Annotated in this window: 20 protein-coding genes and 1 pseudogene; 8 read left to right on the top strand and 13 right to left on the bottom strand. The window is 63.7% G+C overall.

Annotated elements, in window-relative coordinates; translation table 11 throughout:
• Positions 1-71: 71 nt before the first annotated feature.
• The 4 genes from BLS27_RS21845 to BLS27_RS21830 are packed head-to-tail and all read right to left on the bottom strand — an operon-like array spanning position 72 to position 4,833.
• Positions 72-932 carry an efflux RND transporter periplasmic adaptor subunit gene (locus BLS27_RS21845; RefSeq protein ID WP_043207398.1) on the bottom strand — a complete coding sequence of 287 codons (861 nt, stop codon included), beginning with the start codon at positions 930-932 and terminating at the stop codon, positions 72-74.
• Between the two features lie 10 nt (positions 933-942).
• Complete coding sequence (locus BLS27_RS21840; RefSeq protein ID WP_043207396.1) at positions 943-1,143, bottom strand: DUF1656 domain-containing protein; 201 nt, start codon at positions 1,141-1,143, stop codon at positions 943-945.
• Positions 1,133-3,310 carry an FUSC family protein gene (locus BLS27_RS21835; RefSeq protein WP_043207393.1) on the bottom strand — a complete coding sequence of 726 codons (2,178 nt, stop codon included), beginning with the start codon at positions 3,308-3,310 and terminating at the stop codon, positions 1,133-1,135. Before BLS27_RS21835 ends, BLS27_RS21840 begins: the two co-directional genes overlap by 11 nt.
• Positions 3,307-4,833 carry an efflux transporter outer membrane subunit gene (locus BLS27_RS21830; RefSeq protein ID WP_090346832.1) on the bottom strand — a complete coding sequence of 509 codons (1,527 nt, stop codon included), beginning with the start codon at positions 4,831-4,833 and terminating at the stop codon, positions 3,307-3,309. Before BLS27_RS21830 ends, BLS27_RS21835 begins: the two co-directional genes overlap by 4 nt.
• Positions 4,834-5,013: 180 nt before the next feature.
• On the opposite strand from BLS27_RS21830, the gene BLS27_RS21825 reads away from it, so the two are divergent.
• A complete protein-coding gene (locus BLS27_RS21825) occupies positions 5,014-5,955 on the top strand; it encodes a LysR family transcriptional regulator (RefSeq protein WP_043207389.1) in 942 nt (313 codons plus the stop codon).
• A gap of 109 nt (positions 5,956-6,064) precedes the next feature.
• Positions 6,065-7,039, top strand: a complete 975-nt coding sequence (locus BLS27_RS21820) for a 2-hydroxyacid dehydrogenase (RefSeq protein ID WP_043207386.1) — start codon at positions 6,065-6,067, stop codon at positions 7,037-7,039.
• 53 nt (positions 7,040-7,092) lie between these two features.
• On the opposite strand, the gene BLS27_RS21815 is transcribed toward BLS27_RS21820, so the two are convergent.
• From BLS27_RS21815 to BLS27_RS21800, 4 genes are all read right to left on the bottom strand, one after another.
• On the bottom strand, positions 7,093-8,031 hold the full coding sequence (locus tag BLS27_RS21815) for a glycosyltransferase family 2 protein (protein WP_043207384.1): 939 nt from the start codon (positions 8,029-8,031) through the stop codon (positions 7,093-7,095).
• Entirely contained in the window at positions 8,028-8,396 is a 369-nt protein-coding gene (locus tag BLS27_RS21810) for a GtrA family protein (RefSeq protein WP_306106463.1), read from the bottom strand. Before BLS27_RS21810 ends, BLS27_RS21815 begins: the two co-directional genes overlap by 4 nt.
• On the bottom strand, positions 8,393-9,895 hold the full coding sequence (locus BLS27_RS21805) for a glucosyltransferase domain-containing protein (protein WP_090346831.1): 1,503 nt from the start codon (positions 9,893-9,895) through the stop codon (positions 8,393-8,395). Before BLS27_RS21805 ends, BLS27_RS21810 begins: the two co-directional genes overlap by 4 nt.
• 106 nt (positions 9,896-10,001) lie before the next feature.
• Positions 10,002-10,904, bottom strand: coding sequence for a DMT family transporter (locus tag BLS27_RS21800; protein WP_090346830.1), 903 nt, complete (start codon positions 10,902-10,904; stop codon positions 10,002-10,004).
• Between the two features lie 245 nt (positions 10,905-11,149).
• On the opposite strand from BLS27_RS21800, the gene BLS27_RS21790 reads away from it, so the two are divergent.
• The 3 genes from BLS27_RS21790 to BLS27_RS21780 all read left to right on the top strand — a co-directional run bounded on the left by BLS27_RS21790 (position 11,150) and on the right by BLS27_RS21780 (position 13,011).
• Complete coding sequence (locus tag BLS27_RS21790; protein ID WP_090346829.1) at positions 11,150-12,025, top strand: helix-turn-helix domain-containing protein; 876 nt, start codon at positions 11,150-11,152, stop codon at positions 12,023-12,025.
• Positions 12,026-12,234: 209 nt separating this feature from the next.
• Complete coding sequence (locus tag BLS27_RS21785) at positions 12,235-12,582, top strand: HPF/RaiA family ribosome-associated protein (protein WP_090346828.1); 348 nt, start codon at positions 12,235-12,237, stop codon at positions 12,580-12,582.
• A 126-nt stretch (positions 12,583-12,708) separates the two neighbouring features.
• Positions 12,709-13,011 (top strand): DUF3509 domain-containing protein, encoded by a 303-nt coding sequence (locus BLS27_RS21780; RefSeq protein ID WP_043207369.1) that lies wholly within the window; start codon positions 12,709-12,711, stop codon positions 13,009-13,011.
• 3 nt (positions 13,012-13,014) lie between these two features.
• On the opposite strand, the pseudogene BLS27_RS21775 reads toward BLS27_RS21780, so the two are convergent.
• A pseudogene (locus BLS27_RS21775) lies at positions 13,015-13,140 on the bottom strand (phosphate-starvation-inducible protein PsiE); the annotation flags it as partial.
• 211 nt (positions 13,141-13,351) lie between these two features.
• Between BLS27_RS21775 and BLS27_RS21770 the strand changes: the two are divergent.
• The gene (locus BLS27_RS21770; RefSeq protein ID WP_090346827.1) at positions 13,352-13,624 is read left to right on the top strand and encodes a DUF4225 domain-containing protein; all 273 of its coding nucleotides are present in this window, start codon (positions 13,352-13,354) and stop codon (positions 13,622-13,624) included.
• A 572-nt stretch (positions 13,625-14,196) separates the two neighbouring features.
• Here the strand turns inward: BLS27_RS21770 and BLS27_RS21765 are convergent.
• On the bottom strand, positions 14,197-14,667 hold the full coding sequence (locus tag BLS27_RS21765; protein WP_043207367.1) for a phosphate-starvation-inducible protein PsiE: 471 nt from the start codon (positions 14,665-14,667) through the stop codon (positions 14,197-14,199).
• Positions 14,668-14,906: 239 nt separating this feature from the next.
• Here BLS27_RS21765 and BLS27_RS21760 point away from each other — a divergent pair, with 239 nt between their 5' ends.
• Entirely contained in the window at positions 14,907-15,167 is a 261-nt protein-coding gene (locus tag BLS27_RS21760) for a YebG family protein (RefSeq protein ID WP_043207364.1), read from the top strand.
• 7 nt (positions 15,168-15,174) lie between these two features.
• Here BLS27_RS21760 and BLS27_RS21755 read toward each other — a convergent pair whose 3' ends face one another.
• A complete protein-coding gene (locus BLS27_RS21755; RefSeq protein WP_090346826.1) occupies positions 15,175-16,194 on the bottom strand; it encodes a Leu/Phe/Val dehydrogenase in 1,020 nt (339 codons plus the stop codon).
• A gap of 124 nt (positions 16,195-16,318) precedes the next feature.
• On the opposite strand from BLS27_RS21755, the gene BLS27_RS21750 reads away from it, so the two are divergent.
• A complete protein-coding gene (locus tag BLS27_RS21750; protein WP_043209573.1) occupies positions 16,319-17,125 on the top strand; it encodes a SirB1 family protein in 807 nt (268 codons plus the stop codon).
• Here the strand turns inward: BLS27_RS21750 and maiA are convergent.
• Positions 17,119-17,751, bottom strand: a complete 633-nt coding sequence (gene maiA / locus BLS27_RS21745; protein WP_090346825.1) for a maleylacetoacetate isomerase — start codon at positions 17,749-17,751, stop codon at positions 17,119-17,121. The two genes, BLS27_RS21750 and maiA, sit on opposite strands and share 7 nt — an antisense overlap.
• A gap of 12 nt (positions 17,752-17,763) precedes the next feature.
• Positions 17,764-19,056 carry a fumarylacetoacetase gene (gene fahA / locus BLS27_RS21740; RefSeq protein ID WP_043209577.1) on the bottom strand — a complete coding sequence of 431 codons (1,293 nt, stop codon included), beginning with the start codon at positions 19,054-19,056 and terminating at the stop codon, positions 17,764-17,766.
• Between the last annotated feature and the right edge of the window lie 2 nt (positions 19,057-19,058).

Here is a 19,058-nt window from a genome sequence, read left to right as displayed (position 1 = left end):
CTCGGTGCTGCCACCGACGCATTCGCGGGTGAACCCGCGAATGCGTCAGGAGCCTCAATGCCGAATTCGGATCAGCCCTCGCTCGGCTTGACCACCACCGTGCAGGTGGTCCCCGCCGCCAGCAAAAAGCCTTCCGGCACTTGATCGATATGAATGCGCACCGGCACCCGCTGGGCCAGACGCACCCAGTTGAAGGTCGGGTTCACGTCGGCGATCAGCTCGCGGCTCTGCGGGTTGTCGCGGTCGTAGATGCCGCGGGCGATACTCTCCACATGCCCCTTGATGCGCTCGCCGCTCATCATCTGCAGTTCGGCCTGGTCGCCCACCTTCACGTGGGGCAGCTTGGTCTCCTCGAAGAAGCCATACACCCAGAACGAGTTCTCATCCACCACCGCCATCACCGCCTCGCCGGTGCGGGCGTAGTCGCCCTTGTGGATGTTGAGGTTGGTGACGTAGCCATCGACCGTGGCAATGATCCGCGTGCGCTTGAGGTTGAGTTCGGCGGCCGCCAGTTGGGCCTGGGCCTGCTGGTAGTCGGCCAGCGCGGCGCTTGCGATGTTGCTGGCGTCGTCGCGGTTTTCCTTGGAGATCACCAGGTTGTCCAGGTCGGCGCGGCGCTTGGCGTTGACCTTGCGCATCTCCCACGTGGCCTTGCGCGAGGCGACCAGGGCCTTGGCTTGGTCCACCGCCAGCTGGTAGTGCTCGGGGTCGATCTGGATCAGCAGGTCTCCCTTCTTCACGCGTTGGTTGTCCTTGACTGGCACGTCCACCACGTAGCCCGGCACGTCAGCAGCGACGTTGATGATGTCGGCGCGCACCCGGCCGTCACGGGTCCAGGGGGTGGTCATGTAGTGCAGCCACAACTGGCGACCGATCACCACGGCGCCCGCCAGCACCAGCAGGGTGGCGATCAGGCTGAAGAATTTTTTCATCGAAGGATTCTCACCAGTAGACAGACAGCGCCATGGCGCCGAAGAGGCAGATGAACAGGCACAGGCGCAGCAGCGCCGGGTGCCAGAAGAAGCGGTAGCCGTCATGGCTTGCGATGAAGCGGTCCAGGCCCCAGGCCAGACCTGCGGCGAACAGGAACATCAAGGTCATGGTGGGCATGTACACGCCATGGAAGGCGATTTCACGAGGCATGGTGCAATCCTTTGGCCGGAGCCAGGGGCGACTTGGGGTCGAGCAGGGACGTACGAATGAAATGCAGGTAGCTCTGCACCCGACGCAACACCGAGGTGTCGAAGTGCCGGGCGAAGGGTTCGTCGGTGGCCTGCACGCGGCTGATGGCATGGTCAACCGCCACCAGGGCGCGTTCGTGGTTGCTGGCGTTGGGCTGCAGGAACAGCCGCGCCAAGGCCCGGCCCATCACGCGGATGGCCTGGCGCCAGGGCTGGCTTTCGGCATAGGCCGGGTGGATCGGGGCGCGCACCTGTTCCTTGCGCAGCTCGATGATCGCGTGGCCGATTTCCAGGACAGTGAACATCCAGCGCATCAGCTCGCTCTGCACCTGCGGCCGGCCGGCAGCCAAACCGTAGGCCTGGTGGAGCAGGTCGCGGGTACGGCTCTCGAACGCCGAGCCCAGTCCGCGCAGGCGACCGGTGATGGCAAATAGCACTTGCTCACGCAGGTCCTGCTCCAGGCGGCTCCACAGCCAACGGCTGTTGGGCGGCAGGATGATCGCCCCGGCGGCGGCGCAGACCAGCATGCCGATGACCATGCCGATGTAATCGTTGATGAACACGTAGGGGTCGTACACCGTCAGGTTGTTCGGCACCGAGCCGATGGCGAAGAACACCAGCAGGCCGATCCCGTAGCCAGCATAGGCCGGGCGCGAGGACAGAAACGCCCCGAGCACGAACACCGGCGCCAGCACCATGCACAGCAATGGGAAACCATCGATCCAGGGGAAGACGAAGAAGGTCTCGAAGAAGCCGACGAAGGCGCCGATCATCGTGCCGCACGCCATCTGGAACGACATGCGTTTGGGGTTCGGCGAGGCAGCCGACAGCCCCACGGTGACTGTCGCGATCAGCGTCATCATGGCGCCGCTTGGCCAGTCGCTGAGTAGCCAGTAGCTGCCCAGCAGCAACAGCACCGCCGAGGCACGCACGCCGGCAGCCAGCGACACCAGCCAGTTGGTCTGGGCCACGTAGGGCTCGTCCCACTGTTCGCGCTCGTGCCTGTGGGCAGCGAGCGAGGCGTGGGTCTGGGCGTAGCTGTACATCTCGTCGACGAAGCGGTAAAGCAGCTCGAAGGCGGTGTGGAAGTCGAGCAGGTCCGACTCGCTGGGCTCGGTCTCGAGGTAGTCGGCGCGCAGGCCGCGCACCTGGGCTTGCAGCCCTTCCTTGTAGGCCGCCAGCTCCAGGGTCAGGCGCAGCGCATCGGCGTCGGTCAGGGCGCGGCCCACATAGGGGTCGAGCAATTCGGCAAGGGTCGCCAGGCCCGGCTCGATGGCCCCGACGATCTGCAACGGCCCACGGGCGCGCAGGCGCTCCAGCAGACTGTGCAGGGCGTTGAAGCGGGTGGTGATGGCCATGAACTCGCTGTTCATGCGCACCAGCCGGCCCGAGCGCCTGCGCATGTGCGGGTCTTCGAAGGCGGTGACGTTGCGCAGACTCTCCAGGCCCACGGCCTCGGCGATGAAACGCACGTTGCTGCTTTCGTAGCGGTCCGGCTGGCTGTCGCCACGCAGGGCCTCGACCACCACCCCGGCGAACACGCCAAAGCGTTGGTACAGGGCGTTGCGCATGGCGGCGCTGGCCGACTGGGGCAGGATCGCCGCGCTGACCAAGGTCGACACCAGGATCCCCAGGGAGATTTCCAGCACCCGCCACACCGCCGCCATGAACGCTTGGTCGGGGTGCTGCAACACCGGCAGGCCGATCATCGCCGCGGTATACCCGGCCAGCACGAAACCATAGGCCTGGAAGGTGCGGTAGCGCATGGCGCCGGCCGAACACAGGCCGACCCACAACGCAAGGCTGGGCAGGAACAGCTCGGTGTTCTGCGGAAAGAGCGCGACCAGCGCGACCATCATCGCCGAGCCCGCCAGGGTGCCGAGCACCCGGTAGAAGCTTTTGGCGAACACATGCCCGCTCTGTGGCTGCATGACGATGAACACGGTGATCATCGCCGTGCGCGGTTGCGGCAGCTCCAGACGCATGGCCAGCCACAAGGTGATGAAGGCGGCTGCCAGGACCTTGAAGATGTAGACCCAGGTCACCCCGTCGGTGCGCGCCCAGGCAAAGAAGCCCCGGCGCCATTCCAGGCTCTGCAGCCAGCGCAGGGGCAGGCTCGATGTGCTCATTCGGCGTGGCTCGGCGTGTCGAAAATGGCCAGGGTCGCAGGCGTTTTCGGCGCCACCTGGCGTTGCTCGTCTGGTACGTCCTGGCCGGCCTGTAGCCCACCACCGAGGGCGGTGACCAGCTCGGCATGGGCGCTCAGGCGCGCGGCCTGGACCTGCTGTTGGATCTGCTGCTGACGGAACAGCAGGGTCTGGGCGTTGAGCACATTCAGGTAATCGGTCAGCCCGCGCTGGAAGGCGACCATGGCGATGTCATAGGTCTTCTGCGCGGCAGCCACGCTCTGTGCGGCGAAGTGCGACTGCTCTTTCATCGACTCGCGGCGGATCAGCTGGTCGGAGATGTTCTTCAGCGCACCGACCACGGTTTCGTTGTAGCGCGCCACCGCCATGTCATAGCCCGCCGATGCCACGCCCAGTTGCGAGCGCAGGCGACCGCCGTCGAAGATCGGCAGGCTGATGGCCGGGCCCACGTTGTAGTTGAACTTGCGCCCGGTGAGAAACTCCAGAGGGCCACCGCCGGTGGCCATGAAGCCCAGACTGCCGACCAGGTCGACGTTGGGGAAGAAGCCCGCGTGAGCCACATCGATGCCACGAGCCTGGGCCGCCACCTGCCAGCGGCTGGCGACCACATCGGGGCGCTGGCCGACCAGTTCGGCGGGCAGGTTCGACGGCAGCTTCAGCGGTGCGCCAAGGCTCAGGGTGGGGCGTTGGATCTGCGCGCCCTCCCCCGGCCCCTTGCCAGCCAAGGCGGCCAACTGGTTGCGGGTCAGGGCGATCTCTTCGTTGAGGCTGTCGAGCTGACGATGGGTTTCAGGCAACGGGGCCTCGGCCTGGCTGACCTCGAAGTGCGTGCCTAGGCCGCTGTCCAGACGCCGCTTGGCCAGGGCGAGGATCTGCTCCTGCTGCTCCAGCTCGGCCTGGACGATATCGCGCTGGGCGAAGTGCAGACTCAGCTGGATGTAGGCGCGCACCACGTTGTTCTGTAGCTCCAGTTGGGCCTGGCGGGCTTCGGCAACGCTCATGTGCGCCTGGTCCACGGCCTGCTCGCTGGCATTGCGCTCACGGCCCCAGAGATCCAGGGCGTAGCTCAAACCGATGGCGGCGTTGTTGTCCCAGGTGTTGGCCCCGGACAGCGCGCCAGGGCCATAGAACTGATCTTCCGGCCAGTTGTGGCGCTTGAGGGTGGCCTGGCCGTTGGCCTGGAGCTTTTCCGCCGACTCGATCACACCGGCCATGGACTTGGCCTGGCGCACCCGCGCCGCGGCCATGGCCAGGGTCGGGCTGCCGCTCTGGGCCAGCTCGACCCAGCGGTCCAACTGCGGGTCGCCATAGGCACGCCACCACTGTTGCGCCGGCCAATGGGCGTCGGTGGCAGCTTCGCGGATCGCGTCGTCGGTGGTCAGGGTGTTGGCTTGCAGCGTCTTGCTTTGCGGGGCGATGCCCCAGGTTCCGATACAGCCGCTCAAGGTGAGGCTAAGGGCACAGGCACTGAGCGCATTCAGCGCTCTGATGATGCGACGCGGCACAGCTGCGATTTCCCGAGGATGAGGTGAAGAGGCCGGGCAATTCTAGGGGGCGGTCGCACTGGCGATAAGCGCATATTCCTGCGAATCTTTGTTACCAAAACAGTGATAATCCGGCTTTAGTCTGAAGACCGTTTCGGTTACTTCATGTCACAATTTTGTCCTCTACCTTGAGAGTGACCCATGGACACCCTGCAAAACATGCGTGCTTTCAGTTGCGTAGCCCAACTCGGTAGCTTCACTGCCGCCGCGGCGCAACTGGATACGACCACCGCGAACGTCTCGCGGGCGGTCTCCAACCTGGAAGCCCATCTGCAAACTCGGCTGCTCAACCGCACCACCCGACGCATCGCTCTGACCGAGGCGGGCAAGCGTTACCTGATGCGCTGCGAACAGATTCTCACCTTCGTCGAAGAAGCCGAGGCCGAAGCCAGCGATGCCCACGCCCGCCCGGCCGGGCAGTTGAAGGTGCATTCGATGACCGGCGTCGGCCAGCACTTCGTGGTCGATGCCATCGCCCGCTACCGTGAGTCGCACCCGGACGTGACCTTCGACCTGACCATGGCCAACCGCGTACCGGACCTGCTCGACGAGGGCTATGACGTGTCCATCGTGCTGGCCAGCGAGCTGCCGGATTCCGGCTTCGTCTCCCAGCGTCTGGGCATCACCTACAGCATCGTCTGCGCCTCGCCCGAGTATGTGGCCAAGCACGGCACCGCGCACAAGCCATCCGACCTGCTCAAGCATTCGTGCCTGCGCATGGTCAGCCCGGTGATCCCGCTGGAGAAGTGGCTGTTCGACGGTCCGGAAGGCCAGGAGGTGGTCAACATCACCAGCTCGCCGTTCCAGGTCAATTCGGCCGACGCCATGAAGACGGCGATCCGCAGCGGCATGGGCGTGGGCGTGCTGCCGATCTATTCGGCCATCGACGGCCTGCGCGACGGCAGCATCGTGCGGATCATGCCCGACTACCGTCTGCAGGAGCTGAACCTCTACGCAATCTACCCCTCGCGCCAGTACCTGGATGCCAAGATCAAGACCTGGGTCGAATACCTGCGCAACTCGCTGCCGGAAATCCTCGCCGCCCACGAGGCGGACCTGAAGATCCACGAGAGCGGTCGCTAACCGCAAGTTTCAAGCCGCAAGAAAAACCAGGCCCACGCCGCCCGGCTTTTCTTGCCGCTCGAAGCGTGAAGCTTGTAGCTTTCAATTTTTTGCCATGAGAAGTAGCCCGATGAAAAAGACCGTCCTGGCCTTCAGCCGCATCACCCCGGCCATGGCCGAACGCCTGCAGCAAGACTTCAACGTGATCGTGCCCAACCCCAAGCACGGTGACATCGCCGCCCAGTTCAACGAAGCCCTGCCCCAGGCCCATGGCCTGATCGGCGTCGGTCGCAAGCTCGGTCGGGCGCAGCTCGAGGGCGCAGGCAAGCTGGAGGTGGTGTCCAGCGTCTCGGTCGGCTACGACAACTACGACCTGGACTATTTCAACGAGCGCGGCATCGCCCTGACCAACACCCCCGACGTGCTCACCGAAAGCACCGCCGACCTGGCCTTCGCCCTGGTCATGGGCTGTGCGCGCCGGGTCGCCGAGCTCGACGCCTGGACCAAGGCCGGCCACTGGCAAGCCACCGTCGGCCCAGCTCATTTCGGCAGCGACGTGCATGGCAAGACCCTTGGCATCGTCGGTCTGGGCAACATCGGCGCCGCCATCGCCCGGCGCGGCCGCTTCGGTTTCAACATGCAGGTGCTGTACAGCGGCAACAACCGCAAGCCCGCGCTGGAACAGGAGCTTGGAGCCCAATACCGCAGCCTGGAGCAACTGCTGGCCGAAGCCGACTTCGTGTGCCTGGTGGTGCCGTTGTCGGAGGCCACGCGCAAGTTGATCGGTGCCCGCGAGCTCAAACTGATGAAGCCCAGCGCCTTTTTGGTCAACGTCTCCCGCGGGCCGGTGGTGGACGAGGCGGCGCTGGTCGAGGCGCTGCAGAGCGGCACGATTCGCGGTGCCGGGCTGGACGTGTACGAGAAAGAGCCGCTGGCCGACTCGCCGCTGTTCACGCTGCCCAATGCCCTGACCCTGCCACACGTGGGTTCCGCCACCGCTGAAACCCGCGAAGCCATGGCCAATCGGGCGATCGACAACCTGCGCGCGGCGCTGTTGGGCGAGCGACCTCGGGACCTGGTCAACCCGCAGGTCTGGAAGGGCTGAGTCGTGTTTCAGGAGGCCTTCGCGGGTGAACCCACGAAGGCCTCAGCGCCGCACTACCTGATCTTGCGCCGCCTGCCGACGACCTTGCGCACCACATAGCGCGGCCGGTGCTTGGTTTCCTGGTAGATCCGCCCGATGTACTCCCCCAGGATGCCGATGCCGATCAGCTGCACCCCGCCCAGGAACAAAATGGCCGTCATCAACGATGGATATCCCGGCACATCGGTCCCCCACAGCAATTTATCGACCACCATGTACACCGCAAAGGCAAACGCGAACAGCGACACCCCACCGCCTACGTAAGTCCATAGCCGCAAGGGCACGGTGCTGAACGAGGTGATGCCGTCTAGCGCCAGGTTCCACAGTCGCCAGACGCTGAACTTGCTGTTGCCCGCGACCCGCGGCGGCCGGTCGTACTCGATGATTTCGGTGCGAAACCCCACCCACGACAATACCCCTTTCATGAACAACTGCTGCTCCGGCAACTGGCGGATCGCGGCGACCACCTTGCGGTCGAGCAGACGAAAATCACCGACGTTCTCCTCGATGTGGGTCGAGGCGATGCGGTTGTGCAGGCGGTAATAGAGCCGCGCGCTCCAGCGCTTGAACGGCGTATCGGCAGCCCGGTCGCGGCGCTTGGCCAGGACCACGTCGGCGCCCTGCTGCCAGCGTTCGACCATCTGCGCGACCAGCTCGATGGGGTCCTGCAGATCGACATCGATCGGCACCATGGCATCGCCCTCGGCGTACTCCAGCCCGGCGAACAGCGCCGACTCCTTGCCGAAGTTGCGCGAGAAATTGATCACCGTGACCCATTCATCGCGCATAGCCAGGTCTGCGCAGATGGCCTCGGTGCCATCGGTGCTGCCATCGTTGATGAACAGAATCTCCACTGTCATGCCCTGCAACGACGGCTCGCGCCGCACGGCGCGGTAGAAGCGCTCCAGGGTGTCCTGCTCGTTGTACACCGGCACGATCAGGGAAATGTTCATGGCGCCCTCCGTCTGAACACTACAGTGCGCGAATAGCTATAGCCCACCACCAGGCTGACCGTGGAGAACGCCACGAGGGTCAACCAGGGCGACAGGCGCGCCCAGTCGGACACCGCCCCCATGGCCAGGCTCAGCCCTCCCATACCCGCCAGGAACAACAGGTAGCGCTTGCCGCCTGGCCGGGCGAAGAAGGTGTAGCGGGCGTTGAGCTGGTAGGACAGGCTCGCCGCCCCGGCAAAGGCCAATACATTGCTCAGCGCCTGGCTGCGCCCAAGGACCAGGTGCAGCACGAAGAACACGAGCCAGTGCACGCCTGTGTTGACCAGGCCGACCACGCCATAGCGGGCGAAGCGCCGAAGGTTCACCAACGGTAGCGCTCGGGGTCGCGGGGCTTTTTCATCAGCACGTAGACGGTATCGCCCAACCCATGGATGTCATAGAACTTGCCCCGCACTACAGGTTGCGGGCTACGCGCCAGCACCTGTCGACGGTCCAGCGGCGGATGCGAGCCGAAGTTGCTCAGGCCTACACGCGGCATCATTTCCGGGAGCAGCAGGTAGTTGATGTTGAGCACATAACGCAGCGCCGGCATGGCCTTGAACGAGCCACTGGCGGCCGGCAACCACTGGCCGCCAGAGTCGATGCCCAGCACGTAGTAGCGTCGGGCGCTGGCCAGCGAGGGCTGGGCGCTGATGTCGTGGGCCAGGGCGAAGGTGACGGCCTGGTGCAGCGTCTTCTGCACGATCAGCACGCGGCCGTAGGCGAAGGCGAACGACAGCATGCACAACAGCGGTATCACCAGCAGCCAGCCCAGGCGCGGGTGGATTTCACTGAGCGCCTCATGGGCGAGCAGCAGCACCAGCAGCATGAGCACGCCCAGGCCCATCAAGGTGCGCGCGCCATCGTTGAAATCGGCGAACACCAACGTGATGCCGGGGATTAGCAGCAGAATCACCGGTATCGGCACCAGCAACGCCAGGCATAAGCCGACCCGGGCGCCGACGCTGCCCTGCCCGTCCAGCACACGCCAGAGGTGCCGGGCCAGCGCGACGATCGCGAGCGCGATCAACACCAGGCAGCACCACGTGGTGCCCGGCGTGAACAACAACCCCACTCGCTCGCCGATCACCTCCAGCCGTGCCACAGTGATGAACGGCCAAGGCCCCTCGACAGGCAGCAAGCCCTGGCGCAAGGGCGTCATCAGTTGATAGGCCGTCAGCCCATACAGCGCACAACCGCCCAGCGCCTGGCCCAGGCGCCCTAGCGCATGGCGCCAGACCTGGCCGCACCGCTTGCCCAGCATTACCTGGCGCATGACCTCCACACCGCACAGCCCGGCGAACACGTTCAGGCTGATCTGGTAGAAAGCCAGCGCCACCGCCACCAGCAGTGCGCCGCAGAGTATCTGTCGCCAGCTGCCAGGCTCCAGGGTGATGGCCAGCACACAGGCGGCCAGCGCCAGTGCCATGGTCGGTCCGTCGTACTGGTAAGAGAGGTTTTGCAGGAAGAACGGTTGATACCACAGCGGCAGCACCACCAGTACCGCGCTGGCGGTGGGAGCGACGAAATAGTGACGCACAAGGCGGGCCAGGGCCAGGGCGGCCGCCGTGCCTGCCAGCAACAGCGGCAAGGGGAACAGGTTCGGCGCCCCATGGCCGAAGCCAAGCGCGCCGTAGAACAGGTCGTTCATCACCCGCCCCTCGACTGCCCAGGCATTGCCGGCCAGATGCCCGCGCCAGCTGTCGTCCATGTACGGGTAGTCAGCCAGCAACAGCGGGATCAGGTGCAGGCCGAGGGCGAGCAGGCACAGCAACTGCACCTGGCGGTACGACAGGTGTCGGTCCCAGGCTGACAGTGTCGACATGGCCGGATCCAACGATAAAAGGTCTGGCCTAGTGTAGACACCGGCGAATCTGACGCGCGGTATTCGCGGGCTTCCCCATGAAAGAACCGCACCAGAGGGCCGTCGCCTACCTCACGCCGACCGCACGCCCCATCACCTTGGCCTTTGGCTTGCGAAACACCAGCACGTTGCCCGCCATCACCGCCACCAGCCCCAGCAGCGCTGGCGCCGTCCACTGGTAGCCCTCGGCGACGGCCGAGACATTCAACGCCACCAGCGGGAACAGCACCGTGCAGTAGGCCGCCCGCTCCGGCCCCATGCGTCCGACCAAGGTCAGGTAGGCGGTGAAACCGATGACCGACCCCGGGATCACCAGGTACAGCAGCGAACCGATGTAGCGGGTGTTCCATTCCATGTCGAAGGGAATGCCGCTGAGCAGGCAGTACAGTGCCAGCATCATCGCCCCATACACCATGCCCCAGGCGTTGGTGGTCATGGGCTTGAGCCCTGCCTTCTGCTGCACGCTGGAAAGCATGTTGCCCGCCGAGAAACACAAGGTGCCCAGCAACGCCAGGCCCAGGCCGTACAAGGTCTCGCGGCTGGCGGTGTGGCTGAACAGCTCCGGCCAGAACAGCAGGCCCAGGCCCACCAGCCCCAAGGCACCACCACCCAACACATTGGCGGCGATACGCTGGCCAAAGAAGATCCGCGCGTTGAGTGCGTTCCATAGGGTGGCGGTAGAGAACACCACGGAGATCAGCCCACTGGCAATCCACTGGCTGGCGGTGAGAAAACACATGAAGTTGACGCAGAACAGGCAAAAACCCTGGGCCAGGCACACCAGGTGGGCGCGGCGGTTCATCGGTTGCAGGCGCCGGGTGAGCAAGAGGATGGCGAACAGGATCAACCCGGCCAGGGCGAAGCGATAGACGATCGACACCGGGATGGCGACCACGCCCAGCTGCAGTTTCAGGGCGATCCAGGTGGTGCCCCAGATCAGGACAGTGAGCAGATAGAGCGAGAGGTTCATGGCAGGACTTCCGTGGCGGTCACAAGAGCTGGGGCTGCGTTGCAGCCCATCGCAGGCTTCGCCAGCGCCCACAAGGCTCAGTGGCACCTGCAGGCGAAGCCTGTGATCGAGGGCCCAGCCCTCGTCGTGATCTCCAGTCTCCACCCGCCGCCGATGCCTGCGCTTGCACAAACTTGCGCATTTGCCATCCCCGGGGCTGTCAGCCCGAACGCCACGCAGTAGGATGGCAACACGAGGAATCGCCGATGACCCCACTGACCCAATTGCAAGTTTTCAACGCCATGCACGCCTCCCCCAATGCCCGCCTGGAGCTGAGCGCGCACCTGGGCGACGGCCTTGCTGCAGCAGTGTGGAGCAATCGCGACGATGCCCGCGACTACCAGGCGCCGAGCCACCATACCCTGTCGTGCTACATCGCCGACGGCACCGGCACCTTCCGACGTCAGCGCCCGGCCGACAAGGGCGCGCCGGACAAACTGTGCATCATGCCCGCAGGTCACGAGTCCAACTGGGTGGTCAATGGGCACATCCGCCTGGCCCACCTCTACATCAGCGAGGCCCAGTTCGCCCTGGGTTGCCTGCACCTGCTCGACCGCGAACCGCGGGAAATGCAGCTGCAAGAGGCGACCTTCCTCGATGATCCGCAACAGGCCCGACGCTTCCGCCAACTGGTGACCCTGGACTGGGACGAACCCGGCGAGCGTCTCTTGGCCAGTAGCCTGGCCCACGAAATTGTCGACCACGCCGTGCTCAGCCAGGCAGGTCTGCGCCAGGGCCTGCGCCTGAAGGGCGGCCTGGCACCGCACCAGCGCCGGCAGTTGGTGGAGTACATCGAAGCGCACCTGGACCAACCCATCACCCTGGGCGAGCTGGCCGTGCGCTGCAACCTGTCCGAATACCACTTCGCCCGCATGTTCCGTACAAGCTTCGGCCTGCCGCCGCACCAGTACCTGCTGGCCCGCCGCCTCAACCGCGCCTGCCAGCTGTTGCGCCTGGGCCAGTTGCCGCTGGGCCAGGTGGCCCTGCTATGTGGATTCGCCAGCGCCAGCCACTTCAGCAACCGCTTCCGCCAGGCCCTGGGCGCGACGCCCGGGGACTACCGGGCGGCCTTCTCCGGCTGAGCGACGAGCGCACGTTCGCCGGGCGCATCAGCACCAGAAGCATGTTTCGGCGGTTTGCCAAGGCCGATTTGCAACAGAAAATTTATTTTCTAAAGGGGCTTGATTTCGTTTCGCCGTTGGCTGACTTTAGGGTCAAGAGGCGAAGAAATTCCAAGGGCCTCAAAGGCCTAGGCGCGTCTCTTGCGAGCAAGCTGAATAAGGATTGAATCATGCAAATCCAGGTCAACAGCAGCAATCACATCGAAGGCAACATCCGGCTCAACGAGTGGGTTCGCAGCACGCTTGAAAGCACGCTCGAACGCTACGAGGACGACCTCACCCGCATCGAGGTCCACCTGCGTGACGAGAACGGCGCCAAGCCCGGCCCACATGACAAACGCTGCCAGATGGAGGCTCGCCCGAAAGGCCATCAACCGATTTCCGTGACCCACACCGCCACGTCCCTGGACCAGGCTGTGGATGGCGCCGCCAGCAAGCTGAACAACGCGCTGGAGCACTTCTACGGCAAGTTGCGCAGCAAACGTGGGGTACTTCAGATGAGCGACCCTGAAGCCTGAACCCCGCGATCGACAAAGAACGCCCGGCTTTGTCGGGCGTTTTCATGTCCACCGATCAATGGCCCTGAACCAACCGCGCGCTCAGTCGGTCAACCTCTGCAGTCATTCATTGCAGACCGCCCGACCATGCACAATCCATTCGACCAGATCAGCGACGCCTTCGCCCCCGAGTACCGGGTCAACCTGAGCATCGAACGCCTGGACGGCAGCATCATGCTCACCCTCTCCGACGACAGCGGTGTGGTCGCCAAACGCCTGATCACCGCCGCCCAGCGCAATGACCCGCAGCGTCTGCAGCGGGTGATCGACAGCATCCGCCTGGGGCTGGCCATCGAACTGGGCCAGAACCCGCTGGAGGTCCTGGCCGCCCTCACCCAAGCCCCCCACCAGACACCACGCCGCTTCCCCGCCGCCGGCCTGGCCAACTGACCCCTACTTGCCGTCCTCGACCTCTTTGCCATCGGCATCGAGCACCTTGGTGGACGGATAGCGGTACGAGGCGTAGCGCACCACAAGAATCCAAAACGCCAGCAGCAGGATGCCGCCGCACAGGTACAGATGCGGCTTCCGCGCAACGCACCCCAATACGCTATCTAGCATCAGGCGATTACTAGATCCCGGAGAGCCGGTACGCCTGCGTGCAATAAAAAAACCGATGACTATTTCTCAGTCTATGCCAGAAGTTTCGTATCGCTGGGGCACGGCAGAATGTCCAATAATATGTATGAAATAGAGGCAATTTATCGGCCGGTCGCTCAGATTGTGCTCAGTGAGGAAGGCTTACCAACAGGCTGCAAAAAGAGTGGGAGCAGGCGCCTTGGAAGGAAATATGGCTTATGGTTCCGTCGACTTGGCTCTTTCGGCCTACAGCCTTAGTAAGCTGATATTGAAACCAGATGCATGGCGTTTATTTAGGTATGTACGCAGCGATTATGTTCGAGGATATGAGAAATCAAGCAAAGCGGCATTAGCATTTGAAGCCATCTCCGACACCGCCACCCTCAACGCCTTATATATGGAGAGTCAAAGCGGTGACCAGTAACCCGTTACTGATGGAGGCCTTATACCTACTGATCTCCCTGATAGCCTTCTTGGCCTTCCACTCGACATCAAAAATAATTTCCGGATCACGTCTTACCCCTGGAGTATTTTTAATTTTTCTTGCACCACTTATACTCTGGGGAGCGACCCAACTCAGCGTAGCCCGTTATGGCTATGTTTTATTCTATCTACCCTCCCGAGATTTTTTGGGAGGTGACTATATAATCCGCTGGATCGCGTTCATAAGCGCCCTGCTTCAAATATTTTGTCTGCCGAGCAAAGACAGTCCAAGACGATACTTGTCACGACAGTGAACTCAATGTTCCCCAGCTGCACATCTTGAACACCTAGACTCTGTACGGAATGTATCCGCACTCGCCCATACTACGTTTAAACGGGGCTCGGAATGCTCATGCACTCCAGCGCACTTCGCTTTCTGACCCCGTTTCGCCTAGTCTGGCCTTTGCGCAAATACACTTCATATCCCTGGGGACACGGCTACTCTTCAACCCGTTCAGCGCCGGGTTCGCAACCGAGCAACAACAGCATGGCCCAGGCCTGGCCAACTGACCCCTACTTGCCGTCCTCGACCTCTTTGCCATTGGCATCGAGCACCTTGGTGGACGGATAGCGGTACGAGGCGTAGCGCACCACAAGAATCGAAAACGCCAGCAGCAGGATGCCGCCGCACAGATACAGCAGCCCGACGTCTGGCGCTTTGTGGTGCGAGACATCGCCGATCAGCAGACGGGTCAGCGCGGTGATCGCCACATACAGCAGGAAGCGGATCGGCATGTGGTTGGTCTTGAAATAGATACCGACCATCGCCCCCAGCTCCAAGTAGATGAACAGCAGCAGGATGTCATCGACGCTGACCCCACCTTTGCCCAGCATGTCCAGGAAGGTCACCACCGCCGCATAGGCAGTGATGGCGCCGATGCCGAACAACGCCAGGTAGTGGAACGCCTCGACGCACAGGTTGCCCAGCGAGTCCGCCGAGCCATGCAGGCCCTTGCGTAGTTTTTCTGCCCATTTGATGTTCACGATGTTCGTTTTCCCCGATACGAGCTGAAGGATGATGCGTCACCTCTGTGACGCTTGTGCATGCAGTAAAAAGGCCAGGCCTTTGCCTTGGAAGGCGACCAATTGCCGCAAGACACCTGTGGGCTAGGCTCTGAAGGGAAAAGGCCATCACTTGAGTTGCATCACGGTGGCTGGAGCGAGTACTGTATATAAATACAGTTAACCCATAACCCCAACAGCAAAAGGCACAGAGGTGATGAATGGCCGTCGAAGTGGTGTACCGCAGCAGCCGCGACCCGGAGCGCTTGTTCATGGATAAGGCCGAAGCAGACCGTCACGACAAAATGCTCGAACTGGCCGAGCGCCTGGCCGAGGTGTTGCAAAAGGCCGTGCCATCGTTGAGCGAACAGCAAGTCGAGGAAGCCGGCATCTACATGGCCAAGAACCGCGACGTGTTCGCCCGGGCCTTCAAGAACCAGCCGGATGCCTTGGCCGAGCTGCTTGAGAATCAGGCTGAATGACCCAGGCTCATCCGTAGAGCAACCGCTCCGCCAGCATCTGCGCCACCCGCGCTGGCGAACGCTTCTCCGCCTGGGCATGGGCAAACACTTCGGTCAGCCGCGTGGGAATGCGCGCCAGGTGTGCGGTGATGGTGCCCAGGTCCTCGCCCCGGTGGGTCAGGGCCACATAGATCAGGCCACCGGCATTGATCACGTAGTCCGGCGCATAGAGGATGCCGCGATTTTCCAGCTGATCCGCCACTTGCAGCGTAGTGAGCTGGTTGTTCGCCGCGCCTGCCACGGCAGCGCAGCGCAACTGCATCACGCTCTGGCCATTGAGCACCGGCCCGACGCCACAGGGGGCAAAGATGTCGCAGGGAGTGCTGATCAGCGCGTCGTTGGTCACAGGATGTGCCCCCAATTGCTCCACGGCCAGGCGCACGCGTCCAGGATCCAGGTCGCTGACCAATAATTCCGCGCCCGCCGCGTGCAACTGTTCGGCCAAGGCATAGCCGACATTGCCCAAGCCTTGCACAGCGATGCGCAGCCCCTCCAGGTTATCGCTGCCCAGACGCGCCATGGACGTGGCGCGAATGCCCGCGAACACACCCATCGCGGCATGCGGCGACGGGTCGCCTGAGGCTGTGGTGCTGGTGACATGGGGTGTGGTCTGGGCGATGCAGTCCATGTCCAGGGTGGAGGTGCCGCTGTCCACGGCGGTGATGAAGCGCCCCTGCAGGGTATCGATGAACCGGCCGAATGCTTCGAACAGCGCGGCGCGGTTTTCCACATGCGGATTGCGCACGATCACCGCTTTGCCGCCCCCCAAAGGCAGGCCCGCCAATGCCGCCTTGTAGCTCATGCCCTGGGCCAGACGGATGGCGTCGGTCATGGCACTTTCATCATCGGCATAGGGTAGATAGCGACAGCCGCCCATGGCCGGGCCCAACTGCTCGCTATGAATGACCACGACGGCCTTGAGGCCTGTCGGCGGGTCGATGCACAGGTGCAAGGACTGGGTGCGGGTGCTTTGCATGAGCGCGAACATCAACGGGCTCCCCCGAGAGGTGCTCCTTCCAGTATAGGCAGGCCGCCAGGCTCCGAGCCTCTGGCGGACCACTGGACGAAAGCACGCGCCAAGGCTAAAAGATAAGCGTATGCGGAGAGTGCCCATGAACCCACGTCAAGCCTGCCTGGCCTGCCTGGATCGCGAGCCTGTCGCCCTGCTGGAAGCAACGCTGTGGATAGCGGCCGAGCACGACCGGACGGTGGACCCGGCGGCGAGCCTCGCCCAAGTGCACGACTTGCAGCGAGAAATCAGCGCCAACCTGCCAATGCTGCCGCTCCACGAGCTGGCCCAGCCCCTGCTGCGTCAACTCAATGCCCTGGGTTTCGCGCAGGATGAATACCATCCGTTGCGACCCCAGGTGGCGTTGATGGACAAAGTCTTGCAGCGCCGCCGCGGCCAGCCGTTGACCCTGGCCATCCTCGCCCTGGAACTGGCGCGACGCCTATCGATCCCCCTGGAGGGCGTGAACTTCCCCGGCCACTTCCTGCTGCGTGTGCCCGGGGCCGACCATTTGCTCGATCCCTGTGGCGGGCGACGGTTGTACCCCGCCGACTGCCGAGAACTGCTGGCCCGCCAGTTCGGTCCCCATATGCCGTTGAGCGCCGAGCACATGCACAGCGCAGCCCCCATGCAGATGCTCCAGCGCCTGTCGCGCAACCTGCGTCATCTGCACAGCAGCAACGAAAACGACCTGGCCGCCTTGATCGACGCCGAACGGGTGATGCAACTAGGCCCGGTACTGGCAAGCGACTACCTGGCCCGCGCCACGCTCTACCAGCACCTGGATTGCCCCCAGGCCGAGCGCTATGACTTGGAGCACGCCTTGCTGCTGACCGACGACCCGATCCAGCGTCTGAAATTGAGCGAACGGCTTGGCCAACTCCCGTCGACCAAGCGTTCGATTCACTGAGCCGGGGTGTCCGGCTGGCAGGAGGGATGCGCCTTGGCGAAGGCCGGATGTGCCTGTGCCAAAGCAGCCACGCGAGCGATGCGTGGATAGCCGCTGAGGTCGACATTGAATCGCTCGGCGGCGTAGAGCTGAGGGATCAGGTAGACATCTGCCAACCCCGGCTCGTCACCGAAGCAGAAGCCTCGATCACCGATCAATTGTTCCACCGCCGCCAGGCCCTGGCCGATCCAGTGGGCGATCCACTGGTTGACCTGGGTATCGTCATGGCCCAACTGACGCAACTGGTTGAGCACGCTGACGTTGTGCAGCGGGTGGACGTCGCAGCCGATGATCGCCGCCACACCCCGCACTTTGGCCCGAGACTCGGCACTGGCCGGCAACAGCGCAGGTTGTGGATAAACCTCTTCGAGGTACTCGATGATCGCCGGTGACTGCACCAGCAACTCCCCGCCATCGGTCCGCAGCGCGGGCACTCGCCCCTGGGGGTTGAGCGCCAGGTAGTGCGCCCCACGCTGCTCGCCCTTGAGCAGGTTGACCGGCAGGGCCTGGTAATCCAGCCCCTTGAGCGCCAAGGCGATGCGTACCCGATACGAGGAAGTGGAACGGTAATAGGTGAACAGCTCCATCGCCCTGACCTCTCAGTTGGCCGAGATGATCTTGCCGCGGCATTCGCCGAAACCGATGCTCGCCACGCCGTCACGGATGCAGCGGGCACGCAGGATGATCTCGTCGCCGTCCTCCAGGAACTTGCGCACCTCGCCGCTGGCCAGCTCCACCGGATGCTTGCCACCTTCGGTGATCTCCAGAAGGCTGCCGAACGAGCCGGGCGTGGCGCCGGACAGCGTGCCCGAACCGAACAGGTCACCCGGCTGCAACTGGCAACCGTTGACACTGTGGTGAGCCACCATCTGGGCCACGGTCCAGTACATGCTGCGGGTGTTGCTCAGGGTCAGGCGATGGGCTGGCAGGCCCTGCTCGCGCATCTTCTCGGTAACCAACAGCACTTCCAGCTCGATATCGAAGGCACCCGCGGCCTGGTCACGCTTGTCCAGCAGGTAGGACAGGGGCTGCGGGTCGCCTTCAGGACGCGGCGCCTGGGCGCAACGGAACGGCTCGAGGGCTTCGGCGGTAACCACCCAGGGCGAGATGCTGGTGATGAAGCTCTTGGACAGGAACGGGCCCAGTGGCTGGTATTCCCAGGCCTGGATATCGCGCGCGGACCAGTCGTTGAGCAGGCAGTAGCCGGCCACATGCTCAGCGGCGTCGCTCACCGGGATGGGCTGGCCCATGTCGTTGCCTTGGCCGATCCAGATGCCCAATTCCAGCTCGTAGTCCAGGCGCGCACACGGGCCGAAGTTCGGTTCGGTCTGCCCGGCCGGCAGGGTCTGGCCCTTGGGACGGCGCACGTCGGTACCAGAGGGACGGATGGTGGAGGCACGGCCGTGGTAACCGATCGGCACGTATTTGTAGTTGGGCAGCAGCGGGTTGTCCGGGCGGAACAGCTTGCCCACGTTCTTGGCGTGTTCGATGCCTACGTAGAAGTCGGTGTAGTCGCCGATCTTCGCAGGCAGGTGCAGTTGGCAATCGCTGGCCGGATACAGGGCAGCCTTCAAGGCCGCTTGATGCTCGCTGTGCTCGCCCAGCAGCACCATCAAACGCTCGCGCAAGGCCACACGGGCTTCACGGCCCAGGGCGAAGAACGCATTCAGCGCGCCGCCTCGGGTGGCTTCGGCAGCGACCTTGGCCTGGCCGTCGAACAGGCCGGCGCCCAGCACGGCTTCCAGATCGAGGATCGCGTCACCGATGGCTACGCCGCAACGCGGTGCCTGGCCTGGACGGCTGAAGATGCCCAGGGGCAGGTTCTGCAACGGGAAGTCGCTGTGCCCGTTGGCGTGCTCGACCCAGCTACGGGCGATGGCGGTCTGGTTCATGG

It is taken from the genome of Pseudomonas guariconensis (genome assembly GCF_900102675.1).
In the GTDB taxonomy this organism is placed as follows: domain Bacteria; phylum Pseudomonadota; class Gammaproteobacteria; order Pseudomonadales; family Pseudomonadaceae; genus Aquipseudomonas; species Aquipseudomonas guariconensis.
The sequence above is the reverse complement of the archived record's forward strand: the minus strand, read 5'-3'. Positions and strand labels throughout refer to the sequence as shown.

Excerpts from the sequence above, each read along its gene's own strand:
- BLS27_RS21845 (WP_043207398.1), bottom strand. The coding sequence starts at position 932 with ATGAAAAAATTCTTCAGCCTGATCGCCACCCTGCTGGTGCTGGCGGGC.
- BLS27_RS21840 (WP_043207396.1), bottom strand. The coding sequence starts at position 1,143 with ATGCCTCGTGAAATCGCCTTCCATGGCGTGTACATGCCCACCATGACC.
- BLS27_RS21835 (WP_043207393.1), bottom strand. The coding sequence starts at position 3,310 with ATGAGCACATCGAGCCTGCCCCTGCGCTGGCTGCAGAGCCTGGAATGG.
- BLS27_RS21825 (WP_043207389.1), top strand. The coding sequence starts at position 5,014 with ATGGACACCCTGCAAAACATGCGTGCTTTCAGTTGCGTAGCCCAACTC.
- BLS27_RS21820 (WP_043207386.1), top strand. The coding sequence starts at position 6,065 with ATGAAAAAGACCGTCCTGGCCTTCAGCCGCATCACCCCGGCCATGGCC.
- BLS27_RS21815 (WP_043207384.1), bottom strand. The coding sequence starts at position 8,031 with ATGAACATTTCCCTGATCGTGCCGGTGTACAACGAGCAGGACACCCTG.
- BLS27_RS21805 (WP_090346831.1), bottom strand. The coding sequence starts at position 9,895 with ATGTCGACACTGTCAGCCTGGGACCGACACCTGTCGTACCGCCAGGTG.
- BLS27_RS21800 (WP_090346830.1), bottom strand. The coding sequence starts at position 10,904 with ATGAACCTCTCGCTCTATCTGCTCACTGTCCTGATCTGGGGCACCACC.
- BLS27_RS21790 (WP_090346829.1), top strand. The coding sequence starts at position 11,150 with ATGACCCCACTGACCCAATTGCAAGTTTTCAACGCCATGCACGCCTCC.
- BLS27_RS21785 (WP_090346828.1), top strand. The coding sequence starts at position 12,235 with ATGCAAATCCAGGTCAACAGCAGCAATCACATCGAAGGCAACATCCGG.
- BLS27_RS21780 (WP_043207369.1), top strand. The coding sequence starts at position 12,709 with ATGCACAATCCATTCGACCAGATCAGCGACGCCTTCGCCCCCGAGTAC.
- BLS27_RS21760 (WP_043207364.1), top strand. The coding sequence starts at position 14,907 with ATGGCCGTCGAAGTGGTGTACCGCAGCAGCCGCGACCCGGAGCGCTTG.
- BLS27_RS21755 (WP_090346826.1), bottom strand. The coding sequence starts at position 16,194 with ATGTTCGCGCTCATGCAAAGCACCCGCACCCAGTCCTTGCACCTGTGC.
- BLS27_RS21750 (WP_043209573.1), top strand. The coding sequence starts at position 16,319 with ATGAACCCACGTCAAGCCTGCCTGGCCTGCCTGGATCGCGAGCCTGTC.
- maiA (WP_090346825.1), bottom strand. The coding sequence starts at position 17,751 with ATGGAGCTGTTCACCTATTACCGTTCCACTTCCTCGTATCGGGTACGC.
- fahA (WP_043209577.1), bottom strand. The coding sequence starts at position 19,056 with ATGAACCAGACCGCCATCGCCCGTAGCTGGGTCGAGCACGCCAACGGG.